Annotated in this window: 23 protein-coding genes; 12 read left to right on the top strand and 11 right to left on the bottom strand. The window is 33.1% G+C overall.

What is annotated here, in order from left to right:
- Nucleotides 1-35: 35 nt before the first annotated feature.
- Nucleotides 36-737: an ABC transporter ATP-binding protein gene (locus ACZ2G0_RS11315; protein WP_470307745.1), complete on the bottom strand. Its 702-nt coding sequence runs from the start codon at nt 735-737 to the stop codon at nt 36-38.
- 185 nt (nt 738-922) lie between these two features.
- On the opposite strand from ACZ2G0_RS11315, the gene ACZ2G0_RS11310 reads away from it, so the two are divergent.
- The 6 genes from ACZ2G0_RS11310 to ACZ2G0_RS11285 all read left to right on the top strand — a co-directional run bounded on the left by ACZ2G0_RS11310 (nt 923) and on the right by ACZ2G0_RS11285 (nt 6751).
- Nucleotides 923-3112: a carbohydrate binding family 9 domain-containing protein gene (locus ACZ2G0_RS11310; protein WP_470307744.1), complete on the top strand. Its 2190-nt coding sequence runs from the start codon at nt 923-925 to the stop codon at nt 3110-3112.
- 78 nt (nt 3113-3190) lie between these two features.
- Complete coding sequence (locus tag ACZ2G0_RS11305; protein WP_470307743.1) at nt 3191-3502, top strand: hypothetical protein; 312 nt, start codon at nt 3191-3193, stop codon at nt 3500-3502.
- Between the two features lie 4 nt (nt 3503-3506).
- Nucleotides 3507-4745, top strand: a complete 1239-nt coding sequence (locus tag ACZ2G0_RS11300) for a GTP-binding protein (RefSeq protein ID WP_470307742.1) — start codon at nt 3507-3509, stop codon at nt 4743-4745.
- A gap of 285 nt (nt 4746-5030) precedes the next feature.
- On the top strand, nt 5031-5630 hold the full coding sequence (locus ACZ2G0_RS11295; RefSeq protein WP_470307741.1) for a hypothetical protein: 600 nt from the start codon (nt 5031-5033) through the stop codon (nt 5628-5630).
- A gap of 59 nt (nt 5631-5689) precedes the next feature.
- The gene (locus tag ACZ2G0_RS11290) at nt 5690-6493 is read left to right on the top strand and encodes an ImmA/IrrE family metallo-endopeptidase (protein ID WP_470307740.1); all 804 of its coding nucleotides are present in this window, start codon (nt 5690-5692) and stop codon (nt 6491-6493) included.
- 63 nt (nt 6494-6556) lie between these two features.
- Nucleotides 6557-6751, top strand: a complete 195-nt coding sequence (locus ACZ2G0_RS11285; protein WP_470307739.1) for a hypothetical protein — start codon at nt 6557-6559, stop codon at nt 6749-6751.
- A gap of 238 nt (nt 6752-6989) precedes the next feature.
- Here ACZ2G0_RS11285 and ACZ2G0_RS11280 read toward each other — a convergent pair whose 3' ends face one another.
- A complete protein-coding gene (locus ACZ2G0_RS11280; protein WP_470307738.1) occupies nt 6990-7784 on the bottom strand; it encodes a transposase in 795 nt (264 codons plus the stop codon).
- 140 nt (nt 7785-7924) lie between these two features.
- Between ACZ2G0_RS11280 and ACZ2G0_RS11275 the strand changes: the two genes are divergently transcribed.
- The 4 genes from ACZ2G0_RS11275 (at nt 7925) to ACZ2G0_RS11260 (ending at nt 11381) form a co-directional block, all read left to right on the top strand.
- Nucleotides 7925-8581 (top strand): slipin family protein, encoded by a 657-nt coding sequence (locus ACZ2G0_RS11275; RefSeq protein ID WP_470307737.1) that lies wholly within the window; start codon nt 7925-7927, stop codon nt 8579-8581.
- 128 nt (nt 8582-8709) lie between these two features.
- The gene (locus ACZ2G0_RS11270; RefSeq protein ID WP_470307736.1) at nt 8710-9375 is read left to right on the top strand and encodes a hypothetical protein; all 666 of its coding nucleotides are present in this window, start codon (nt 8710-8712) and stop codon (nt 9373-9375) included.
- Nucleotides 9376-9847: 472 nt separating this feature from the next.
- Nucleotides 9848-10996 carry a sensor histidine kinase gene (locus ACZ2G0_RS11265; protein WP_470307735.1) on the top strand — a complete coding sequence of 383 codons (1149 nt, stop codon included), beginning with the start codon at nt 9848-9850 and terminating at the stop codon, nt 10994-10996.
- Nucleotides 10983-11381, top strand: a complete 399-nt coding sequence (locus ACZ2G0_RS11260; RefSeq protein WP_470307734.1) for a response regulator — start codon at nt 10983-10985, stop codon at nt 11379-11381. The genes ACZ2G0_RS11265 and ACZ2G0_RS11260 overlap by 14 nt, the downstream gene beginning before the upstream one ends.
- Before the next feature lie 282 nt (nt 11382-11663).
- Here the strand turns inward: ACZ2G0_RS11260 and ACZ2G0_RS11255 are convergent, their stop codons facing one another.
- The gene (locus tag ACZ2G0_RS11255; protein WP_470307733.1) at nt 11664-13832 is read right to left on the bottom strand and encodes a TonB-dependent receptor; all 2169 of its coding nucleotides are present in this window, start codon (nt 13830-13832) and stop codon (nt 11664-11666) included.
- 76 nt (nt 13833-13908) lie between these two features.
- A complete protein-coding gene (locus ACZ2G0_RS11250) occupies nt 13909-14226 on the bottom strand; it encodes a hypothetical protein (protein WP_470307732.1) in 318 nt (105 codons plus the stop codon).
- Nucleotides 14227-14363: 137 nt separating this feature from the next.
- On the opposite strand from ACZ2G0_RS11250, the gene ACZ2G0_RS11245 reads away from it, so the two are divergent.
- On the top strand, nt 14364-15368 hold the full coding sequence (locus ACZ2G0_RS11245) for an LLM class flavin-dependent oxidoreductase (protein ID WP_470307731.1): 1005 nt from the start codon (nt 14364-14366) through the stop codon (nt 15366-15368).
- Here the strand turns inward: ACZ2G0_RS11245 and ACZ2G0_RS11240 are convergent.
- The 7 genes from ACZ2G0_RS11240 to ACZ2G0_RS11210 all read right to left on the bottom strand — a co-directional run bounded on the left by ACZ2G0_RS11240 (nt 15365) and on the right by ACZ2G0_RS11210 (nt 21057).
- On the bottom strand, nt 15365-16297 hold the full coding sequence (locus ACZ2G0_RS11240) for a transglutaminase-like domain-containing protein (protein ID WP_470307730.1): 933 nt from the start codon (nt 16295-16297) through the stop codon (nt 15365-15367). The genes ACZ2G0_RS11245 and ACZ2G0_RS11240 overlap by 4 nt on opposite strands.
- Before the next feature lie 23 nt (nt 16298-16320).
- Nucleotides 16321-17172 carry a substrate-binding domain-containing protein gene (locus tag ACZ2G0_RS11235; protein WP_470307729.1) on the bottom strand — a complete coding sequence of 284 codons (852 nt, stop codon included), beginning with the start codon at nt 17170-17172 and terminating at the stop codon, nt 16321-16323.
- Entirely contained in the window at nt 17169-17699 is a 531-nt protein-coding gene (locus ACZ2G0_RS11230) for a GNAT family N-acetyltransferase (RefSeq protein ID WP_470307728.1), read from the bottom strand. Before ACZ2G0_RS11230 ends, ACZ2G0_RS11235 begins: the two co-directional genes overlap by 4 nt.
- Before the next feature lie 137 nt (nt 17700-17836).
- On the bottom strand, nt 17837-18706 hold the full coding sequence (locus ACZ2G0_RS11225) for a nucleoside phosphorylase (RefSeq protein ID WP_470307727.1): 870 nt from the start codon (nt 18704-18706) through the stop codon (nt 17837-17839).
- Nucleotides 18707-18755: 49 nt separating this feature from the next.
- Nucleotides 18756-19085 (bottom strand): translation initiation factor, encoded by a 330-nt coding sequence (locus tag ACZ2G0_RS11220; RefSeq protein WP_300283655.1) that lies wholly within the window; start codon nt 19083-19085, stop codon nt 18756-18758.
- A gap of 456 nt (nt 19086-19541) precedes the next feature.
- Nucleotides 19542-19925 (bottom strand): GxxExxY protein, encoded by a 384-nt coding sequence (locus ACZ2G0_RS11215; protein ID WP_470307726.1) that lies wholly within the window; start codon nt 19923-19925, stop codon nt 19542-19544.
- Between the two features lie 181 nt (nt 19926-20106).
- Nucleotides 20107-21057, bottom strand: a complete 951-nt coding sequence (locus ACZ2G0_RS11210; protein ID WP_470307725.1) for an isopenicillin N synthase family dioxygenase — start codon at nt 21055-21057, stop codon at nt 20107-20109.
- Between the two features lie 172 nt (nt 21058-21229).
- Between ACZ2G0_RS11210 and ACZ2G0_RS11205 the strand changes: the two genes are divergently transcribed.
- Nucleotides 21230-23206, top strand: coding sequence for an alpha-ketoacid dehydrogenase subunit alpha/beta (locus tag ACZ2G0_RS11205; protein WP_470307724.1), 1977 nt, complete (start codon nt 21230-21232; stop codon nt 23204-23206).
- Nucleotides 23207-23216 lie beyond the last annotated feature (10 nt).

Below are 23216 nucleotides of genomic sequence, written 5' to 3'. Positions count from 1 at the left end.
TATTCTTCGAAAAAGGAGATTCAAAAATTGTTTTTTTAGATAGTTTCCAGATACAATTTTTGTAATTCATTGGCATTTATATCACTTGTATTTAGAGTATGAATCAATGTTCCTTCTTTCATAATACCAATTTTAGTTCCCACATTTACAGCATTAAAAATATCGTGTGTGGTCATAAAAATGGTCTTACCATCGGCAGCCAATTCTTTGCAGATTTTGGTAAATTCTTCCGTGGCTTTGGGATCAAGTCCAGAAGTGGGTTCATCCATCAGAATAACCTTTGCTTCTTTGGCAACGGCAATGGCAATACCTACTTTTTGCCTCATCCCTTTTGAATAGTTGCCTAATTTTAAATTATGAGACCCAACTTGCAGATTGGCTCTAGTTAAAAAAACACTTAACTCTTCAGCTGAATAATTAAACCCTGCCAAACGACTAAAAAAAGCTAAATTCTCTATTCCAGTTAAGCTACCGTAGAGCTGAACGACTTCGGGTATATAAGCCACATTTTTTTTTGTGGCTGTATCATTTGGTTTTACCTCCTCATCATCAATGCTTGCCACACCACTCGTAGCATTTGTGAACCCTAAAAACAAATTAATAGTTGTAGTCTTACCAGCTCCATTCTGACCCAACAGACAAAATATTTCGCCTTTTTCAATAGATAAATTCAAATCTTTTAAGGCATAAGTACCATTGTAAACTTTGCTTAATTTTTTTGCTTGTAATACAGCCATATAGAAACAGTTTTATAGTTTGAGAATCTGAAGAGTACAATTTTTATTTTTGAACTAATGCAATAATGTTGCAAATATAGAAAAATATTTAATAAAGCAACATTGTTGCGTTAATTAATAAAAACCTAATTTTGAAAAAATTTTCAAACGAAATAAAATATACAGTCACAAACCATAAAACAGAAATGAAAACACTATTTATCAATGTATTAATTGTTTTATCTATAAATGCATCTGCTCAAATAATAACAAAAGACACTGTAAAACAGGATACAAAACAAATATCGATTTATACCAAAAAAACTAATGGAACTATAAATATAGATGGAAACCTTACGGAAAGTGATTGGGCAGAAGCTCCTGCAATTTCAGATTTTATACAAGTAGAGCCCAACCAAGGCGAAAAACCAAAATTCAAAACCATAGTAAAAATACTCTATGATAAAAAGAACCTTTATATAGGCGCGATTTGTTTAGATACTTTAGGAAAGAAAGGGATTCGGGTACAGGATTTCAGAAGAGATTTTGATTATTATCAAAACGATCTTTTTGGTATTGCACTTGACACCTATAACAATAAGAGAAATGCAACCGCATTCCAGACTAACCCATATAGTGCCCAACGAGATTTACAAGTATTCGATGATAATGTTTATGATGTTGATTGGGATGCGTTATGGCAAACCCGAAGTGTTATCAACGAAAATGGATGGTCTTGCGAAATAGCAATTCCCTGGAAAACGTTACGCTATCCTAAAAATGTAAAAGATACTATTAGTTGGGGAATCAATTTTGTTAGAGTTGCCCGTCGTGAAAATGAAACTACAGCATACCCCGGTTTTCCTAGAAGTTTTGATACCTACAGGATGAATTATGCAGTAGAGCTAAAAGGAATTGAACCGCCAAAATCAAATACCAACATTCAAATAAATCCATACTTGATTTCACAAATGGATCGCAATACGCAAAACGGAAATCCATCTGAAAGTGAATATAAAACCAAATTTGGGGGAGAAATAAAATGGAGTCCAAATGCCCAAAGCACGCTCGATTTGACATTTAACACTGATTTTGCTCAAGCTGATGCTGATAGACAAGTAAATAATTTAAGCCGATTTTCGGTTTTTTTTCCAGAAAGAAGACAATTTTTTTTAGAAAATGCAGGTTTGTTTACTGCGGGAAATCAGAATATTTATATCCCGTTTTTTAGTCGAAAAATTGGATTAGATGATTTCGGAAATCCAATCCCCATTGATGCAGGTGCTCGATTTACACAAAAAACTAATAGCTATAGTTTAGGAGCAATTTACGTACATCAGCAAGAGACTGAAACTGCTGCAGCATCTAGTAATTCGGTATTACTATTTAAAAAAAATTATGGAAAACAAAACAATTTAGGGTTTTTAGTAACCAATAAATACAGTGAAATCAATGGCGTTTTAAATTCATTCTCTAATTCATCGGCAACAATTACTGGGTTTAATAGAATAACGGATAAATTAAGTTTAGATTTCAGTATCAGTGGGACAAAAACCAATGGAGAAAACAAAGATGATGGTTATGCCGCAAACACGAGTTTAAATTACACTTCTAATGATTTGGGTGTGGTTTGGAACACAGGTTTGATTTCCGAAAAATACAATCCACAACTGGGATTTTTGAGCCGTAATGATTTTTTTAAAAATTACTTGGATGTTTATTTAAACAAAAGAAAATTATCTTGGTTTCCAAAATTTATTCGCAGTTGGGAACCAGGAGTTAGTTTTGATTTCTATCAGAATCGAAATGATTTTAAACTTCAAGAAGGTTACATCGGAATTTACCCCATTTTTTTTCAATTCAATAATGGCAGTAAAATTGTAGGCACTTATCAACTTAATTGGCAAGCACTTACCGAGAATTTCAGTCCACTGAATATAGAAATCGAAGCAGGAAATTACAAATATCAGGCTGTAAATGTCAATTATCGTTCTGATCAAAGCAGTAAATTATCCATAACTGCCGATTTTACTTATGGCGGATATTATAATGGAAAAATTACAACTTATGTTGCAGGAATCAGATATGCACCCATTCCATATTTTGCCACAACTTTGAGTTATGAACAAAATGAAATTGTCGATTTAGGAATTAATAAACAAGATTTGACTACCAGATTAGTTACTCCCAATATTCGCCTAGCATTAAATCCTCGTTTACAACTCAATGTTTTCTATCAGTATAATACTGTTGATAATCGCAGCCGATGGAATTCAAGATTAAGTTGGGAATATAAACCACAATCTTTTGTGTATTTGGTTTTTAATGAAAACAAAACCAATGATTTTAAACAGGACCAAACCATTGCAAAAATTAGTTTCCTGAAACAATTTTAATTTAACGCAACTATGTTGCGTTATTTAAGTATTGTTTTATATTTGCAACAAAATTGCATTAACAAAAATTCATTTTATATGAAAACATTCTTACTCCTTTCGCTTCTTCTAAATTCATTAATCGCATCAAGTCAAAACGTCCCTGAAGACATTATTAGAATAATGAAATCAGGAAATGGTCGCTCTATTGATACTGCCTTTGAAGTCTATACCGTCGATGAAGAATATAAAATGCTTCGTTTCCTGAAATTGACTCCAATTATGCAAAAGTTGGATATAAAGGATGGTGTTTTTTATGATAGTTTCAAAATAGATTCTAGAACTGTTTATTTTAAAGTGCTATCAAAAACCAGAAAAAATGTTCCAAAGACACAACATTTAAATACTTAAAAAAATGAAAAAACTCCCCGTAACCGTATTATCAGGATTTCTTGGCGCAGGAAAAACCACTTTGCTCAACCACATTCTGCACAACAAAGAAGGGTTGAAAGTTGCTGTAATCGTCAATGATATGAGCGAAGTAAACGTAGATGCACAATTGGTCAAAAACGAAATGACACTTTCTCGCACCGAAGAAAAATTGGTCGAAATGAGTAATGGCTGTATTTGTTGCACCTTGCGTGAAGATTTGATGATTGAAGTAGAAAAATTAGCTAAAGAAAACCGTTTTGATTATTTGCTAATCGAAAGTACCGGAATTAGTGAACCCATTCCTGTAGCACAAACTTTTACGTTTGTTAACGAAGACGAAAATATCGATCTATCTCGCTTTAGTTATATTGATACGATGGTTACAGTGGTCGATGCTTTTAACTTTTTTAAAGATTTTAGTTCTGCCAAAACGCTCGAAGATATCAAAGCTACCAACATTGAAAATGACAATAGAACTATTGTAAATTTATTGGTCGATCAGGTAGAATTTGCCAATGTTATTATTCTGAATAAAACCGACTTGGTTACCGAAAGCCAATTAGAAACCCTAAAAGCCTCCATTCATAAACTAAATCCTGTTGCAAAAATTGTTTGTTCAGAATTAGGAAAAGTCAATCCAAACGAAATCATTAATACTGGGTTATTCAATTACGAAGAAGCCGAAAATTCCGCAGGATGGATACGAGAACTCGAAGGAATCCATATGCCCGAAACCGAAGAATACGGCATTAGTTCGTTTGTTTTTCGAGATCCAAGACCGTTTCATCCACATCGATTTTGGGAATTTATTTCAGACCATTTTCCGCCCACCATTATTCGGAGTAAAGGATTGTTTTGGATAGCATCACGCCCAGAGCAAGCTATCAATTGGAGCCAAGCAGGCGGATCGATGAAAGCCGAAAGTGCCGGCGTTTGGTGGGCAAGTATGTCATTGGGCGAAAGAATGGCTTTTCAAAATTTCGTAGAAAATCAAGAAATTATAGAAGAACGCTGGACATTGGATTATGGCGATAGATTAAACGAGTTGGTATTTATCGGCATTTCTTTCAACGAAAAAGAAGTACGTGAAGAATTAGAAAACTGCCTCTGTACTACTGATGAAATTATGGATTTACAAGATGGTTTTTTCTCGAACAAAGATTCGTTTCCTATTCCTAGAAGCACGGCTATAAAAGGAGAAACGGCTTTTTTGCACGATTAAATTTTATTAAATCATAGTTTTGTTTTAGTTGGTAGAACGGTTCATTATTGTAATGAGCCGTTTTTTTAAGTTAAAAAGCAAACTAAAATACTTTAATATTTACTAATACAATTTGTTATAGATAATTGATTATAATGAAACAAAAATACATTCTAGAAAACTATGATCGAATTCTAAAAGAAATCAAAAATCCAAAGATTATTTTTGGTAACGATTTAACTCCTTTTTTAGAAAATTTTACTTCCGAAAGTTTCCTTATTTACCAAGTAGATTTTATAAAAAAGAATGGTAAAACAAAATACATTTTCAAAAAACCAATCCACAATCCACAATCTACATCCAAAATTCGCAAAATTAGATTTTAAAGAAGCGGATACTGTCGAAGAATTTGAATCTTTTATTCCAAAAATCCTTAATGAGTTAAATATTTCAGGGAATCAAATTAATTTACGTTGGTGTACCAAAAACGAGAATACTTTATATATTTTACAAGAATGTGAAATCGAGAATCTGTCACAAGAAGAACGTTTCTTTTTATACTGTTATCGTTGCCTTAAAAATGAAAATAATAACATCAAGAAAACAAACAAAGAACGGGTTTTTAAACTCAAATCTAAAGAACAAATAGAACAATATATTCATCGAAAACAATATGCGCTTGAGAATTTAGCCCACAGGTTAATCAAGGAAATCAATCCTGTAAACTCATCAGATTTATATCAGTTTTCGAATAACTATGATAGAATTGATTGTCTAAAAATTACTTATATACATCTCGAAAAATTATTTCGTTTTATCGAAAAAGAATACCCTAATTACCTCAACGTAAATATTCAAATCCCTTATCGTTCAACGCTAGTCAAAGAATTTGAAATTACGATTTAGACAAAGCTAGAATTGAAGCAAAAAGTAAAGAACGTTTAGGAGCAATTGAAATCTGGAATTTGATTAAAGCACTTATTCCAGTTTCTTTTTTTAAAAAAGAACAAATTATTACAGGCGATCCGTGTATAGATATTGATATTATAAAAACCATTTATAATGTTAATAATCTTGATGAATTAGCAACTATTCGAGTTCAAAACACTTATGAGAGATTTAAAAAATCAACAAAACTAAAAACCGATGTTGTAAATATTATGGGGTGGGTAAAATTAGTTCAGTTTAAAGCAAAAACCCTTACTGTTGTTCCTTTCAATCACGAAAATAAAGACACACTTATCAAGGAATTAAGAAAAATAATTTTAGAAAATAAAGACGTACTAAATCGGGTACAAGAAGTTTTACACGACAACGGTATAAAATTAATTTATCAATCTAAAGGAGAAAAAACACCTGTTGATGGAGTTTGCTTTTGGAGTGATGGTAATCCAGCAATTAGAATGACTTTGCGCCACAAAAGATTAGATAATTTTGCCTTTACACTATTTCACGAGTTAGGACATATTTACAAACATTTAATCAATAATGACAAAGCAGAATTTATTGATCTTGAAATTAAAAATGAAGAAGAAGAATATAAAAATTCTAACGAAGAGAAAGAAGCAAATCTCTTTTCTCAAAACAGTTTAATTGATAGTGAAGATTGGAATAAATTCAGTGCAAACATAGTGTATAACAACAACGATGAAACTATTAGAGCTTTTGCTAGAAAGGTAAAAATTCATCCTAGCATTGTTAGAGGAAGAGTATGTTTTACATTACATAATTTTAGAACATTTACTGATATAAACCACAATATCAATTAACAAATTATGCTGCTTCAGAAACGACCTAATTTAGTGAAATAGAATAACCAAAATAGTTCAAAAATGGAGAATGAAGATGAAATAGAAACAATGGATCCAGCAATCGAAGAGGGATGGAATGAGTATAGAAATGCGGTAACAGAAAATAAAAATAAAAGTCAAGATGATTTTGAAAAATACATTAATCTTTTGGCTTCCGGAGGCATAATTCTATCTCTAACTTTTTTAGAAAAAATTGCAACAATTGTAAAAATTTAATTTATTTGGTTTTACATTATTGGATTAATTTTATTAGTATCAACACTACTTTCAAATTTATATTCTCATTATAAATCAATTTAAGATGCTGATTTAATAATCAAAGAAATTGATGATAAAAAATACGAATCTATTTTTAAGAATAGTGATAGCCGAAACGAAAAAATAACGCTTTTGAATAAAACTTCAATTTGGAGTTTAATTATCGGAGCCTTTTTTATATTAACCCAAGTTACAACTAATCACTCCTTACGCCTTTATTTACCTCACAAAAAGATTCGTTGCTTTTCATTTTGTGTACTACGGACTTTTTAGAGAAGGCTTGTTTTTTTATTTTCAAGGCATCGTATATACTTTTCAATTTATCCGAGGGTTCGCTGCATTTTTTAATTTCGGTTTGCTCTCCATTCCTATTTTTGGCGGTAGTGTAAACCACTTTTTGGGTGTTGGCAATGCGAATAATTTCGCGCCATTCATAGTTTATTTTTTGACTTTTTAATTGATGCCGAACCGTATTGACTAACCAATAGGCTAAAATTGCAAGATGCAAATGTGCCATCGAAGCATCATCGTTTTTGTGATATATTGGGCGTAAATCCACATCCGTTTTCAGGCATCGAAAACTGCTTTCAGTCTCTCTGATGTTGTTGTAAATCTGCCAAAGTGTTTTTTCATCTCTCGCCTCAAGGCTGGTTTTTATAAAATAAGTACCCGCATTTTCTTGGGCTTCTTGGTCTTGATTTTCTTTTTTTTGATAAGTCAAATCTGTTGCGTTTTCGCCCGATATTCCTACGACTTCTATTTGATAATATTTATTTACCGATGGGTATTTTTCAATTGCTCGCCCAATACGCTGATTGACTTTGTCGTATTTTTTTACGCCATTTTTTTTTGTCAAACTGCTTTTTATTTTTTCGAGTTCCTGCTCAAATCGGGTTTCAAATTGCTTGCGCATAGCATCTTCTTTGCGTTTCTTACCAGGGCTTTTTATACGCAGAATATAATCGGTTTCATTGGTTACTTGTACCCTCACAAGGCTAATCTCTTCCTTGTTTTGGGTTTTTATGCTCTGCAAAACAGCTCCTTGGACAAGGGTATATTCCTTGATTTTAGAGCGGCTAACACAATGTAAGGAAGTTTATTGTAGCTAGCAACGACAAAGCTTTGTTGTTTGTGAACGGCACTTTCGTTAAAGAATTGGCTGCGGGAACCCATTATTTTTGGAACAACAGCATTACAATCGAGGTGAAAACGGTAGATAAAAGACAACAACAATTGGAAATTTCAGGTCAGGAATTATTAACTAAAGATAAGGCAGTACTAAGAATTAACTTTTTTGTGAGATATCAAGTAACCGATATCAAGAGAGCCTTAGTTGACAACAAAGAGTCCGAAAAACAATTGTACATTTTGATGCAATTAGCCTTAAGAGCTTTTAGTGGCAGTCTTACCTTAGATGAGTTATTGAATAAAAAAGATTCTATTACCAACGAAATTTTAGAAGAGACAAAAATTAAGGTTAGTACCTTAGGCTTACTTATTTCTGACGCAGGAATTAGAGATGTTATATTGCCAGGAGATATGAAAGATATTATGAACCAAGTTTTGGTTGCTGAGAAAAAAGCACAAGCCAATAGCATCATGAGAAGGGAAGAAACTGCAGCAACTAGAAGTTTGTTGAATACCGCCAAATTGATGGAGGAAAACGAAATGTTATGGAAATTGAAAGAGATGGAATATGTTGAAAAAATCGCCGATAAAATTGGTGAAATTACCATTTCGGGAGGCGGAAACGTCATCAATCAGTTGAAAGAGATTTTTGTGAAGTAAGTTAAAACCACGGGTAGTAATCTATTCGTGGTTTTTTGAGTTACATCCGAATAAGAGAAAAATAGGTTTATTATTTTAAGGTTTCAATGAACCCTTTTTTAGTATATTTAATTTATATTATTCAAACAATGAAAAAATATCTTGTAATTATAGGAGCGTTTCTTATTATTTTTTCTTGTAAACGTGCTGAAATGCCTGCTGGTCTTTCTTTCTATTTTGAAACGCCACAGCCCATCAATGATTCGGAATTATCTAAAATCCCAAATAGATTTAGAGGTTTGTATGTAAATACCGACTCGACTTATTTGAGGATCAATGAAAATATCATTTTATCAGAAATTAATAGGGAATATAGAATTCATAAAACAACAATGGATTCGCTAAAGCAAGAGTTTGTCTTTGTCGACGGAAAATATATATGGAAATTGGATCATAAAAAATATGATTTTAAAACAATTGGAGATTCGATAGCATTATCGACCAAAGATATCGATACCGTTTTTATGTTTTCAAACACTCAAAAAGCAAAACTGCTTCACGGACAAATTGTTTTAAACACAAGAGATTCTATTTTTTGGACTGCTAAAATTTTGTCGATTCATAAAACAACACTCACTTTAAAACACCTGTATTCTGCAACCGATTTAAAACAAATGGATTCGATAACCAAGACAAAATCAACCATGCTTGATTCTACTTCTTTTAGTCTTAAACCAAGTCGCCGAGAATTCATCAAATTTATCGGTTTAAAGCATTTTGGATTTGATCAAGAATATATGAAAATTACAAAATAACTCTAAAAACAAGAAGAAAGTAGATAGTAAGAGCAACTAGCGTGACAGGTTCTTTGTAGAAATATCAAAATAGATACAGTTTTCAAGAAAATAGAAGCTTATTCCGTTCCCATTACGGAGCATCATTTTTTTTAATAAAAAAAATTTTTAATAAAAAAAACACAAGGAAAAATACGTATATTTATAAGAAAATTATTTTATTTGTTAAACTTTAAAAAAGTGCAAAAAGTAAGCTTTCAATGTTTTTTTATTTTTTTAATTAATGAGAAGTAATCCAATTTTATATTTTTCAATCGCGATAGTAATTCTAATTTTAATAGGAGGTCTTTCTCTTGATACTACAATTAAGTTGCTGAAGCTAGAGAATAGAACTAGCAAGACTTTTGAGCTTTCGCAAGTTTTCGAGCAAACACTAACTTCTACTCAAAAAGCGCAGTTAGCAATTAGGAATTATATTATTAGTGGTAATGTGATGGATTTGAAGAATAGAGATTTAGCACTAAAACAATATGATGCGGCAAATAAAAAATTAGAAAAAGAACTAACTGATCCTTATTTGTTAGCCTATTTAAATACTTTAAACGGATTGCGTAAAAATCGTATCGATGAATATAAAGTAAATTATTCAAAAATGCGAGCAGAGAAAGGTGTAGCTTATTCGCTTTCTTATTTTACAAGGCTTGTAAATTATAAAGTATATGTAACCGAAATACCTAAATTAGTTTTAAAATACAAAACAAGACAAACAGAATTAGAAGATAAATATAAAACTCAAATAGAATCTGATGCTAATACTGTTGTATTTATTATCATTTTTGGAAGTTTAATTTCGATTATAATTGCTATTTATGCTGTTTTTATAATTAGGAAAGATATTGTAATTAGGAAAAAAAATGAATTACAATTAATCGATTTTACTAAAAAATTAAAGAATAGAAACACCCAATTATTTGATTTTTCTAGTATTGTTTCGCATAATTTAAGGGCGCCACTTGTAAATATTTTTATGTTGTCTGAGTTTTTAGAAGATGCAGAAGACGAAGAGGAAAGGAGAGAAGTGTTGGCTAAAATGAAAAAAGTAACCAGTCATATAAATGAAATCTTTACGGAATTGGTTGATACCCTTCAAATTTTAGAAGATATTGACGTGAAGTCGGATACCATAGAGCTTGATTCTTGCTTAAATGCTATTATTTTAGATCTTGAAATTTTGATTAAATCGGAAGAGGCTACCGTAGAGGTTGATTTTTCTGAGGCTCCAGCACTCTATTTTCCAAAAAAATATATAGAAAGTATATTTTTAAATTTATTAACAAATGCTATCAGATACAAGTATCCAGACCGAAAACCGATTATTAAATTTAAAACACAAAAATTAAATTCGAGTATTTTATTATCTGTTTCGGATAATGGTTTAGGTATAGATTTAGAACTGCATAAGGAGCGTCTTTTTAAATTAAGGCAGGTTTTTCATAATCATTCTGAAGCAAAAGGCTTGGGATTATTTATGACCAAAACCCAAGTGACCTCTATGGGAGGCGAAATATGGTTGGAGAGCGAAATAAATAAAGGAAGCACATTTTACGTTGAATTTAAAAATCAAATCAATGAAACAACATAATAGTATAGCGGTGATAGATGATGATGTTATCTATGTTTACATGACCAAAAGAATCATCGAAAAAACACAAACATTCAAAAAAGTGCTGGTTTTTAAAAATGGCTTAGAGGGGTTGAATTTTATTAAAGAGAATTTTAACGATTATAGTTTTTTACCAGAATTAATATTGCTAGATCTTTCTATGCCTATAATGAATGGTTGGCAATTTCTGGATGAATTTATAAAATTGTATCCAAACAACGAAAGCCAGATAAAAATTTACCTAAGTACTTCATCAATTTCGCCTACAGATTTAGAAAGAGCAAAAAAAATAAGTGTAGTGTCAAATTATTTAGTAAAACCAATTTCGAAAGAACATTTTATTGAAATGATAAACAATATTTAAATTGATTTGTAAATTACAATCAAGATACATTTGTTGTAGAGTATGTATTAAATTATTGTCAAACGTAATTAAATAAAAAAATTATGAAAATCATCGCATTTGCAGGGAGCAACAGCAAAAACTCCATCAATAAAAAATTAGCTACATATGCAGTGGTTTTCATTCCAAACTAAATAGAAAGTCGTGGTTGTGACAACGAAAAACCTCCCTTATTGATAATCATCAAGGGAGGTTTAGATTTTTAGGAATAAGATAACTGTTTCTCAATAATTTCATTCAGATTTACAATTTTATTTTGATTCCAGCATTGACTACAAATCCATCTAAAGGAGCATAAATATCTTTAAAAACAGGATTGTTTAGTGGTCCCGTGTAAATAGTTCCAAAGTTGGTTTGTCGAGTATCGGTGAAGTTTTCGAAATTAGCATAGATTGAAAAGTTCTCCCACAATTTCTCGATCATCACTCCAAAAATCCAATAATCGCGACCAATGGTGTTGTCATTTAATGTTTGCTTACTGTAATAATAAGCTTCTAGACCTATTTTCCATTTTTCTTCGACCTCATACATTAAAACATTATTTAAGCGGTGTTTTGCTGTCAAAGGATTTGTGAATTTCAATCCGTCTTTTTCGATCGAAGCGTCTGTAAAAGTATAGCCTATAAACAATTTAAAATCTTTATATTCTAACTTCAAATTAGTTTCAGCTCCTTTTGTATCTAAATAGCCATTGATATTGATAAATTGCAAATCAGTACTTGATATTGGAGTCAAAATTAGCGGTTTATCTACATTGGTGAAAAAGAACAGCTGATTTAGGGATAACGACAAATCATGGGTTAGATTCGTTTTATAATTAACATCAAAATTAAAACCATAGCTTTTTTCTAGTGTATTGCTTTCGCTATCAATTGGTCTGACATTACGGTATTGAATACGCTCACTTTCCTCTGTAAATATAGTTGGTGTTTTGTATCCTAATCCACCGCCAACTCTAGAATTTAGCTTATCTGATATTTTAAACAAAGCGGAGATTCTTGGTAAAAAGGAGAATCCGTAATCACGTACATAATCAGTACGAATACCGGTTTCTACGTCAAGCCATTTAGCAGCTTCTACTGTATTTTGTACAAATGCTCCGTAGGTAATTTGATTGTAATTTCGTAGCAGAGAACTAGTTGTACTATTTTCTGTAAAACTATCCGTGTACAAGTTAGCTCCCGTGACCCATTGAGATTGGTCTCCATTATGGGAATAGGTTATTTCAGAAAATGTACTGTTTTGCAAACCATCAAAAACATAGTTTGGGATAGTAACAACACGGCTAAAATTATTGAAACTATTTTTGAATGTTAAACTTTCTCTTTCGTTAAACGCGTGATTAAGGTTAAACTGAGTGCTAATTCGTTGCGTTTTATTTCTTTCAAAGTAACTGTTAGGATTGGCACTTTCATTTTTGATGAAATTGATATTTCCACCAATTCTATTTTCAAAAACGGTATTTATTCCCAGATTCAAATTAGTCTTTTCATTTAAGTATAAAAATAATTTAGGGTTAAAATTAAAGCGCTCGAATTTTGGTATGGCTGTCAATTGTATATCTGCTGGATCGTATGGCGCATTGCGATCATGTGAGGCAAAAACAGTTAAACCAAACTTTTTGAAACGCTGTGAGTAAAATCCATTTACATCCAAACCCAGCGCAGAGGTTCCGTTTAAAATAAAACGAAGTTCTCGCTCTTCAGTAGGTGTTTTAGAAATAAGGTTCACCAAACCAGCTATTGCACCACCTCCAAATAGGGTAGAAGCGGATCCCTTAATGATTTCGACTTGTTTTAAGTCTAATGGCGGCGTTTGTAATAATCCTAAGCCGCTAGAAGCTCCCGAAAAAACGGGAAAACCATCTTTTAATATTTGGGTATATCTTCCGTCTAATCCTTGGATTCTAATGGACGAATTCCCTGAAGTTGCCGATGTTTGTTGTGTTTGTATTCCGGTACTTTCGTTAAGCATCATTCGGATGTCGCCAGGCTTCATATTCGCTTTTTCTTCTAATTCTTCTCCAGCAATAAATTCAACTCTAGTTGGATTGTTCCGTATTGTTCTTGTTCCTCTAGTCGAAGTAATGATAATCTCCTCCATTTCCTCGGCTTCACTTTCTAAAAAAATAGCAATAAATTCATTAGAAAATGGAATTATAATTGTTTGATTAATTGACTTATATCCTTCAGCACTAAAAGTAAAAACATAAGTGCCTTTAGGCAGGTTTTCGAAAATGGCGGACCCTTGATTATCCGTTAAAGTAATTAGATTGACTTCTTTAATTTTTACTTGCGCGCCTAGTATAGGTTGATTAGATACCAAATCGTTTATGACGATTTTGGTTTTATTTTGTGCTTGCGCCATGCTAACAAAAGCTATGGCCAAAAGCAGGTAGCTGTTTTTGAACATTTTAATTCGTTTCAATTAGTTTATGAGATAGATACACGATCTCCTGACCGTATTTAATAAAAGAGTAAAAACTAATTTACTGCGGCGGTTGCCAGATTTCGTAACGAAACGATTCCTTACCATGAAACTGGTAATAAAAGTTTTGATGATTACTTTGGGTTACTACTTTATTTCTAAAAAGGGTAGCATCAATTTGGAAATGAATTGGAAAACACAAACAACTACCACACGAATAAAAAGGAGTGCATTTACTATCACAATTAGAGTCGCAAGGAGAATCATGATGATCACCAATTCCTTGCTCCGTTGCACAGTCATCAATTACAGGAAGTAATTCAGGAGATACAGACAAGGATAAAATAAAAAGAGATATTAAAGTGACCATTATTTTCATACTACAAATTTAAAGACAAAATTTAGGATTGTACGTTTTCCAATGTTTCTTTTTTAATTTAACTATCAATTAGTATGGATAGTTTCTTTGTGAGTGGAGCAATCCGTATTTTTGCAGTCTGATACAATTAAAATATAATGAACACAAATAGACTTTCACAAACCCATATATCCATCTTAGATTTAGCGATAGTACGTGATGGAGGTACGGCATCGCAAACCTTTAAAAATAGTTTAAATCTTGCTCAAGAGGCAGAAAAATGGGGATACAGTAGATATTGGCTAGCAGAACATCATAATATGCCCGGTATAGCAAGCAGTGCAACTGTTATCTTAATAGGTCATATAGCCGCTGGAACAAACACCATACGCGTTGGCTCAGGAGGAATTATGCTTCCTAATCACGCGCCACTTGTGGTAGCAGAGCAGTTTGGAACGCTAGCAACCTTATTTCCGGATCGTATTGATTTAGGATTAGGTCGTGCTCCAGGAACTGATCAATTTACTGCTGCAGCTTTAAAGAGAGATGACCATGCCGCAATGGAGTTCCCAAGTAATATTGAAGAATTGCAACTTTATTTTTCACAAGGCAATAAAAACGGCCGAGTTCGTGCTATACCGGGTGAAGGACTTGATATCCCCATTTATATTTTAGGCTCTAGTACTGATAGTGCTTATTTGGCTGCTGCCAAAGGGTTGCCTTATGCTTTTGCTAGCCATTTCGCACCAGCTCAGTTAAAGATGGCTATAGCTATTTATAGAAATAATTTTAAACCTTCGGCACAATTGAGTGCGCCACGTGTTATAGCCTGTGTCAATGTTATTTCAGCTGATACTGATGATGAAGCCGCAAGATTAGCTACTTCATTTAAAAAACTTTTTTTAGGAATAATAACAGGCAACAGACAACAATTGCAACCACCTTTTGAGTCGGATGCTGATTTCATGGGGCCCGTTGAAGAAGATGCTTTACAGCAAATGATTGCCTATACTTTTATTGGAGGACCTCAGAAAGTGCAGAAAGAATTGAACCTGTTTTTAGATGAAACGCAAGTTGACGAACTAATGATTGCTACAGCTGTATACGATCATGAAGCTCGACTCAATTCCTACAGAATCCTCTCTGAGATTAAGAATTCTTAGTTTAAGGTTAATGCTCCAAGTATCTCTTCGGACATAAAAGGTCCACCGGGATACTTGGCTGTATAATCTAAATTCAACCAAATTTGATTGCGTTCATCTATGTGATAATGCAATTGTTTCCCCTTGCTTTCTTTAGGAAAAAGAATGTTTTTAATCAAATAATTCACTGTTTCCAAATCATTTCTTGTTCCTATTAATATTTCAGGATAGATATGTCCTTTGGTGTGAATTAGTCGTGGTGTTCCGCCAATCGCGCGAACGGCAGCAGCCATTAAGATAGAGTGATCATCACAATCGCCAGAGAAGTAATCTAATGATTCACTAGCAGTAGCTATATAATCACCATCTTTAGGATCGCTAACGTAGTTCCAACGTTCATTAATTTCCTTAAATACTGCAAAACATTGAATTATTGTTCTGTAATCCGCATAGCCACGAACGTTTTTAAAATTCTGAGTTGTTGCCATTACGGCAAAATTTCTGACTTTGGGATTTTTATATTCAATTGCTCGAAGTATTTTTGATTTGTTTGGAAAAGGAAGTAGTTTAGAAATGATGATATCCTGCGGATTAGGATTGTCCGACATGGTGTAGATCATTGAATCGTAATCTTCGTAAACGCTGTTAAAACCATAATTACCTATAACAGTTCCATACAATAGGACCAGCAAATAAACTACCATACAAATAATGATAATAGTTCTTAATAGTCTTAAAACAAGCTGAATAACTATGATTAAAACAATAAAAAGCAGAATCCGATCTAAATTAAAGGGCCAGTTTAGCTCAATTAAGTTTTGATGAGCAATTATAATAAGCGGAATAGCGATTAAAATATTCAAAACAAAAATAATCACATCGTCCCAAGGTTTTTTTACCTGTAACGTTTGTTTTATTTTTTGAAAAGAAAGGTTTTTAATGGCTATCATACTGTTTTAAAAAATCGCACCGATTAGATCGTTTTTACAATTTCTTCAAAAGTACTTTTTTTATCAATGATTTTGAGGTCAAATAACTGATTTTGGACATTGTTTAACAAATTTTTAGACAATGGTTTTTGTGACCAGTCCGTTAACGAAAGCCATTCTTGAATATCTACCGTTTTTTGCTGGTATTTTTCAGCCAAAATTTGATCAATATTTGGGATATTTTTAAAGCTTTTTGTTTTTTTATTAATGGTATCTAAAATTGTTTTGATGACCTCTGGATGTTGCTCTAAAATTTCCTCACGAACAGCAATCACAAAGCAAGGCCATGGAGTAGGGCAGTCACCCACACGTCTAAAAACGCCTTTATCAACCAATGGTTTGGTCATAAAACGTTCCCACATAAAATAATCAGCAGTTCCCGCAGTCAAAGCTTCTACAGCGCCATCAATGGTATTGATGATTTCAAATTGTAAACGATCAGTATTCCAATTTTGATTCCCTGCATTGACGTAAGCCATTAATTGCGATCCAGAACCAACTCTTGAAATCGCACATTTCGTATTTTCTAAATCAGCGATCGTTTTATAAGAGGAATTTGCAGCTACGTGAATTCCCCATATCAGTGGCGAATCAACATAAACTTGCACAATTTTAGAAGGATTACCAGCAACAATATCTTTTACAATTCCTTCGGTTAGGATTACAGCAATATCCGTTTCTCCAGAGCGTAACATTTGACACATTTTACCGGTTCCCTCAGGAACATCAGTCCATTGTATATCGATGTTTTTTGCTTCGAATTCGTTATTTTCAAATGCTAAATGCCAAGGTAAATTAAAGTGTTCTGGAACTCCAGCTATTTTTATAGTCGTCATTTTAGGTTTGGATTTTTTAGTTCATACCAATTCCAAGTAATATCATCTTCCATATATTGATCCGTCATTTTAAGTCCAATGTTTTGTAAAATTTTGTTAGATGCAATATTATCTTTATGTGCAGCTGCTTCCATTATTGGAATTTTCATGATATTAAAGCCATAGTCCAGCCATGCAAAACTTGCTTCGGTAGCGTAACCATTTCCCCAAAATTTTTCGTTTAACCGATAGCCAATATCATAAAAATTAATTTTATTATTCACCATTTCTCTATTAAGCTTTAAACCTGCCCAACCAATTACTTCATTTGTTTCCTTCAAAACAACCACAAATCGTCCGATATTAGTTTCTTGATATTGTTTTCTAACTGATTCAATAGTGTTGTAAACGTCATTTATATCTAATACAGGTTTATTCCAGAGGTATCTGTGAACATTGGGATTATGATCCATTTCAAATAAAGAGGCAGCATCAGAAAGTTTCATCTCTCTTAAATATAGTCTTTCGGTTTCCAAAATTAGATTCATAATAATAGATTTGTTTTGTAAAGACTTAAATAGCCCTGATAGGAGCGGCATCTCCCGATTTAGAAAAACAAGGCTTTTTTAAGCCGTAGTTTTTATTTATCGGGAATACAGGGGATAGCAGGATTAAGCTCCTAAAATTAATTAGTAGCCAATTTATCTAACGTATAAGCGATTAATTCATCGACTGCTTTGTAGGGATCAGCACTAAATGTTCCATTGGCACGGTTAGCAATTATTGCATTCAACGACAAAGCGTGGTGTCCTAAAAGCCCCGAAAGTCCATATATTGCAGCCGTTTCCATTTCGAGATTGGTGATTCTATTACCTTCAAAAGCGAAATTATCCATTTTAGAATTCAGTTTTTCATCTTGAATGTTCAAGCGCAAAACGCGTCCTTGTGGTCCGTAAAAACCTCCAGCTGTTGCCGTGATTCCTTTGTGCATTTTATCGCTTTCGATAACTTTTTCTAATTTCTCTGAACAAGCAATAACATACGGTTTTCCTTTGCGCAAATCCCAATTAGTATGGCTCACAAAAGCATCTTCGATCGCTACATTGGAGACTTCGTCGATTAAGTAGGAGCGAAGCATATTATCGAGTCCTAATCCAAACTTAGACATCACAAAACTATCTACAGGAATATCTTCATGCAAAGAACCCGAAGTTCCAATACGAATAATGTTTAAGCTCGTTAAATCCTTTTTAGGTTGGCGCGTCTCTAAATCGATATTCACTAAGGCGTCTAGTTCGTTGATTACGATATCAATATTGTCAGGACCGATACCAGTTGACATCACAGTGATACGTTTTCCTTTAAAAATTCCGGTTTGGGTTTTAAACTCTCTTTTTTGAGTGGAAAACTCCACGTTGTCAAAGAATTGTGTGATTTTCTCCACACGGTTTTGGTCACCCACAAATATGATATCATGTGCAATGTTTTCTGGTTTTAAGTTTAAGTGATAAACACTTCCGTCTGGATTCAATATTAATTCTGATGATTGTATCATTTGTTTTTTTGTTTATGGTTTGAAGTTTCAAATTGGTTTAACATTGAGGTTATCCACCCACACGTTTAACTTTGAAACCTTTTAATTTTAATATTTCCATTATTTTGTCTCGGTAATCGCCTTGAATAATAATAGAATCGTCTTTGAAGGTACCGCCAACACTTAGTTTGGTTTTGATTTCTTTGGCTAAGATTTTAAAATCTTCGTCAGATCCTTCGTAGCCTTCAATTATAGTCGTAGCTTTTCCTTTTCTTTTTTCGAATTTACAAATCATAGGCTCTTTTTGAACGTATAATTCATGAGGTACTTCCTCGGTTTTTTCCTCTGGAAGTGGTTCGTGATCTGGAAAAAGGTTTTTTAGTTGGTCTTGTAAGTCCATAATTTATATTTTGTTTCCTCCTTAGTTTATTTAGCTTAAATGGAACGCGGATGACACGGATTTAAACGAATTACCACGGATTTTTTTATTAATTTTTTCTTCATCTATCATCTATCACTTAGATAGTGATTTTTTTTAGTTCGTCGTGTCTTAGTTTAAATGTAACGTGGATTACACGGGTTAAAGCGGATTATTACGGTTTTTTTTATTTGATTTCTTGTTTACTTCTTGTCTTTCAATTTAAGAGTGAATTTTATTAGTTATATCCTTCTTAATTTAGGTGGAACACGGATTTAAACGAATTGTCACGGATATTTTTATAATTTCTTATTATTTTTCATTCCTGCTTCTTATCTTTTTATTAAAGAGTGGATTTTATTAGTTCGTCCTGTCTTAGTCTAAATAATAGACGGATCGATGACGCGGATTTTTTACTTTTTAATAGTATGTCTAGTTTTATTTATAATTGTTTTGAAATACTTTTCTAATAAATTCGGGTTTTTTGTCAAAATTTAAAAGTAAACCAACTTCGCAATTAGTGGATTTTAAATAATTTAATAATTGAAATTCATTTTCTTCTACTAAATAATCTTGTGCTTTTAACTCTAAAATTACTAAATCATTTACTACGATATCTGCGTAATATTCTCCAACTTCAACTTTTTTGTAATATACCTTTATCCTTTTTTGAGCTTCTACTTTAAACCCGTTCTCTTTCAATTCATAATACAACGCATTTTGATACACTCTTTCCAGAAATCCATACCCTAATTCGTTGTAAACATCATAAAAATGTTTTAAAACTGACTGAGTTAACTCGCGATGTAAAATACTACTCATACCATATGCTAATAAATTAATAAAAAACCTTTTCTAAATAATTAATCAGCGAAAATCTGCATGAATCCGTGTCATCCGCGTTCCATTTTTATATTTCAGTACTTATTCGCAATAGTAATCAAAAATAAAAAAGACATCAAGTAAACTCAATGTCTTTTATTACTAGAAGTAAAATTAGGAATTATTTTTTGATTAAACCTAAATCTACTAATCGTTCGTATAGGTAATCACCAGCGGTAATATCTTCAAATTGCTTCGGATTTTCGGCATCAATACAGTTCTCTAAACAATTTAATGGCATATCACTAACTGGGTGCATGAAAAACGGCACTGAGTATCTTGAAGTTCCCCATAATTCCCTTGGTGGATTAACCACTTGGTGTATAGTTGATTTCAATTTATTGTTAGTATGTCTTGACAACATATCTCCCACGTTAATTACTAATTCGTCCGGCTCGGCAATGGCATCAATCCATTCTCCATTGTGGTTTTGAACTTGTAATCCCTTTCCTTGCGCTCCCATTAATAAGGTAATCAAGTTGATGTCACCATGAGCAGCTGCACGAATAGCGTTGGCTGGCTCTGATGTAATTGGAGGGTAGTGAATAGGTCTTAAAATAGAATTTCCGTCTTTGGCATAATTGTCAAAGTAAAATTCATCTAAACCTAAACGCAATGCTAAGGCTCTCAAAACGTAAACACCAGTTTTTTCTAGCATTTGGTACGCTTCTTTACCTACGGCATTGAATTTTGGTAATTCATTTACCGTTACATTTTCAGGATATTCCGAAGCGTATTTGGAATCTTCGCTCACATACTGACCGAAATGCCAAAACTCTTTCAAGTCTCCTTCTTTTCTTCCTTTGGCATGTTCAGTACCAAATGAAACATAACCGCGCTGACCTCCAATACCTGGAATCTCATAACTACGTTTTGTTTCTAGGGGTAAAGCGAAAAAATTTCTGATTTCACCATACAATTCTTCTACCAATTGATCATCTAAAAAATGACCTTTTAGTGCTACGAAGCCAATATCTTCAAATGCACTTCCGATTTCATTTACAAATTTTTGTTTACGTGCCGGGTCATCCGACAGGAAATCACGCAAGTCAACACTAGGAATCTTTTGCATACTTTAAATATTTTTTAATAATTTGCTGACCTTTAAAAACCAGCAAATACAAAGATATTGATTATTTTTAGATATTTTTTTCAAAACTTATAAACACTATAAAATAATATAACATTTTTAATCAAAAGTGTTATATTTTTTTATCTTTGAAATGCGAATTAAAGCCAAACCAATGAACTTTGAAAGAAAAAATCTCAGTAACGAAATCCTATTGGATTTATATAAAAGAATACTAAAACCAAGACTTATCGAGGAAAAAATGTTGATTCTTATCCGTCAAGGAAAGGTTTCCAAATGGTTTTCAGGAATTGGTCAAGAAGCTATTTCAGTGGGAGTTACCGCTGTTTTAGATCAGGATGAATACATATTACCGATGCATCGTAATTTAGGGGTTTTTACCGGTAGGGGTATTCCTTTATACCGCTTATTCTCGCAATGGCAAGGAAAAGCTAATGGTTTCACTAAAGGTCGAGATCGAAGTTTTCACTTTGGAACACAAGAATACAAAATAATTGGGATGATTTCGCATCTAGGACCACAGTTAGGTGTGGCAGACGGAATCGCTTTGGCAAATAAATTAAAGAGAAACGGAAAAATAACCGCCGTTTTTACGGGTGAAGGCGCTACATCCGAAGGGGATTTTCATGAAGCGTTAAATATTGCTTCGGTTTGGGAGTTACCCGTTATGTTCGTCATAGAAAATAATGGTTACGGACTTTCAACTCCTACCAACGAGCAATACCGATGCGAAAACTTGGCCGATAAAGGCAAAGGTTATGGAATGGAAAGTCATATCGTAGACGGAAATAATATTTTGGAAGTATATAATTTACTATCTGATTTAAAAGCTTCAATGAAAGTCAATCCGCGACCTATTTTACTGGAATTCAAAACGTTTAGAATGCGTGGTCATGAAGAGGCGAGTGGTACTAAATATGTTCCGCAAGAGTTAATGGAGCAGTGGGCCGTTAAAGATCCCGTTGAAAATTATAGGAATTTCTTAATAGAAAATAAAATCTTAACAGAGGAGTTTGACGAAAGTCTGCGAGCTGAAATAAAAGCTGAAATCGATGAAAGTTTGGCTTTAGCCAATGCAGAACCTGAAATAGAATCTTCTTTAAGTGAAGAATTAAATGATGTATACAAACCATTTATTTATGAGGAAATTAAACCATCAGATGCTAAAGAAAAAATTCGTTTAATTGATGCTATTTCAAGTAGTTTAAGGCAGTCAATGGAACGCCACAGTAACTTGGTTATCATGGGTCAAGATATTGCTGAATATGGTGGTGCATTTAAAATCACTGACGGTTTTGTAGCACAATTTGGTAAAGAACGCGTGATCAATACACCTATTTGTGAAAGTGCAGTGGTTTCGACAGGAATGGGATTATCAATAAACGGTTACAAAGCGATTGTCGAAATGCAGTTTGCTGATTTTGTGTCCACTGGTTTTAATCCAATTGTGAATTTATTAGCCAAATCGCATTACCGCTGGTTAGAAAAAGCCGATGTAGTGGTGCGCATGCCTTGCGGTGGTGGAACCCAAGCTGGGCCTTTTCATTCCCAAACAAATGAAGCTTGGTTTACAAAAACTCCTGGTTTAAAGGTGGTTTATCCCGCTTTTCCGTACGATGCTAAAGGATTGCTCAACGCATCCATTAACGATCCAAATCCAGTATTATTTTTTGAGCACAAACAGTTGTATCGCTCTGTTTACCAAGAAGTACCTATAGATTATTATACATTACCATTGGGGAAAGCTGCTTTAATTAAAGAAGGAACCGATGTAACTATTATTGCTTTTGGCGCTGCAGTGCATTGGGCTTTGGATACTTTAGAGAAAAATCCAACTGTTTCAGCAGATGTTTTAGATTTAAGAACGTTACAACCGCTAGATACCGAAGCAATTTTTAAATCAGTTAAAAAGACGGGTAGAGCGATTATCTATCAAGAGGATTCATTATTTGGAGGAATAGCAAGTGATATTTCCGCTTTAATCATGGAGGAATGCTTTAAATACTTGGACGCGCCGGTGCAAAGGGTAGCGAGCTTAGATTCGCCAATTCCGTTTACAAAAGCGCTAGAAGATCAATATTTGCCGAAAGGCCGATTTGAAAAAACATTATTAGAACTATTAGCATACTAAAAATCGTACT

It is taken from the genome of Flavobacterium sp. KKT103 (genome assembly GCF_055640565.1).
This window is presented reverse-complemented; position numbering and strand designations above follow the sequence as displayed.

Bases quoted from the DNA above. Each gene is read 5' to 3' on its own strand.
- ACZ2G0_RS11260 (WP_470307734.1), top strand. From the start codon at position 10,983: ATGAAACAACATAATAGTATAGCGGTGATAGATGATGATGTTATCTAT.
- ACZ2G0_RS11310 (WP_470307744.1), top strand. From the start codon at position 923: ATGAAAACACTATTTATCAATGTATTAATTGTTTTATCTATAAATGCA.
- ACZ2G0_RS11240 (WP_470307730.1), bottom strand. From the start codon at position 16,297: ATGATAGCCATTAAAAACCTTTCTTTTCAAAAAATAAAACAAACGTTA.
- ACZ2G0_RS11205 (WP_470307724.1), top strand. From the start codon at position 21,230: ATGAACTTTGAAAGAAAAAATCTCAGTAACGAAATCCTATTGGATTTA.
- ACZ2G0_RS11210 (WP_470307725.1), bottom strand. From the start codon at position 21,057: ATGCAAAAGATTCCTAGTGTTGACTTGCGTGATTTCCTGTCGGATGAC.
- ACZ2G0_RS11225 (WP_470307727.1), bottom strand. From the start codon at position 18,706: ATGATACAATCATCAGAATTAATATTGAATCCAGACGGAAGTGTTTAT.
- ACZ2G0_RS11235 (WP_470307729.1), bottom strand. From the start codon at position 17,172: ATGACGACTATAAAAATAGCTGGAGTTCCAGAACACTTTAATTTACCT.
- ACZ2G0_RS11255 (WP_470307733.1), bottom strand. From the start codon at position 13,832: ATGTTCAAAAACAGCTACCTGCTTTTGGCCATAGCTTTTGTTAGCATG.
- ACZ2G0_RS11285 (WP_470307739.1), top strand. From the start codon at position 6,557: ATGGAGAATGAAGATGAAATAGAAACAATGGATCCAGCAATCGAAGAG.
- ACZ2G0_RS11300 (WP_470307742.1), top strand. From the start codon at position 3,507: ATGAAAAAACTCCCCGTAACCGTATTATCAGGATTTCTTGGCGCAGGA.
- ACZ2G0_RS11305 (WP_470307743.1), top strand. From the start codon at position 3,191: ATGAAAACATTCTTACTCCTTTCGCTTCTTCTAAATTCATTAATCGCA.
- ACZ2G0_RS11265 (WP_470307735.1), top strand. From the start codon at position 9,848: ATGGATTTGAAGAATAGAGATTTAGCACTAAAACAATATGATGCGGCA.
- ACZ2G0_RS11245 (WP_470307731.1), top strand. From the start codon at position 14,364: ATGAACACAAATAGACTTTCACAAACCCATATATCCATCTTAGATTTA.
- ACZ2G0_RS11220 (WP_300283655.1), bottom strand. From the start codon at position 19,085: ATGGACTTACAAGACCAACTAAAAAACCTTTTTCCAGATCACGAACCA.
- ACZ2G0_RS11250 (WP_470307732.1), bottom strand. From the start codon at position 14,226: ATGAAAATAATGGTCACTTTAATATCTCTTTTTATTTTATCCTTGTCT.
- ACZ2G0_RS11230 (WP_470307728.1), bottom strand. From the start codon at position 17,699: ATGAATCTAATTTTGGAAACCGAAAGACTATATTTAAGAGAGATGAAA.
- ACZ2G0_RS11270 (WP_470307736.1), top strand. From the start codon at position 8,710: ATGAAAAAATATCTTGTAATTATAGGAGCGTTTCTTATTATTTTTTCT.
- ACZ2G0_RS11215 (WP_470307726.1), bottom strand. From the start codon at position 19,925: ATGAGTAGTATTTTACATCGCGAGTTAACTCAGTCAGTTTTAAAACAT.
- ACZ2G0_RS11295 (WP_470307741.1), top strand. From the start codon at position 5,031: ATGGTAAAACAAAATACATTTTCAAAAAACCAATCCACAATCCACAAT.
- ACZ2G0_RS11315 (WP_470307745.1), bottom strand. From the start codon at position 737: ATGGCTGTATTACAAGCAAAAAAATTAAGCAAAGTTTACAATGGTACT.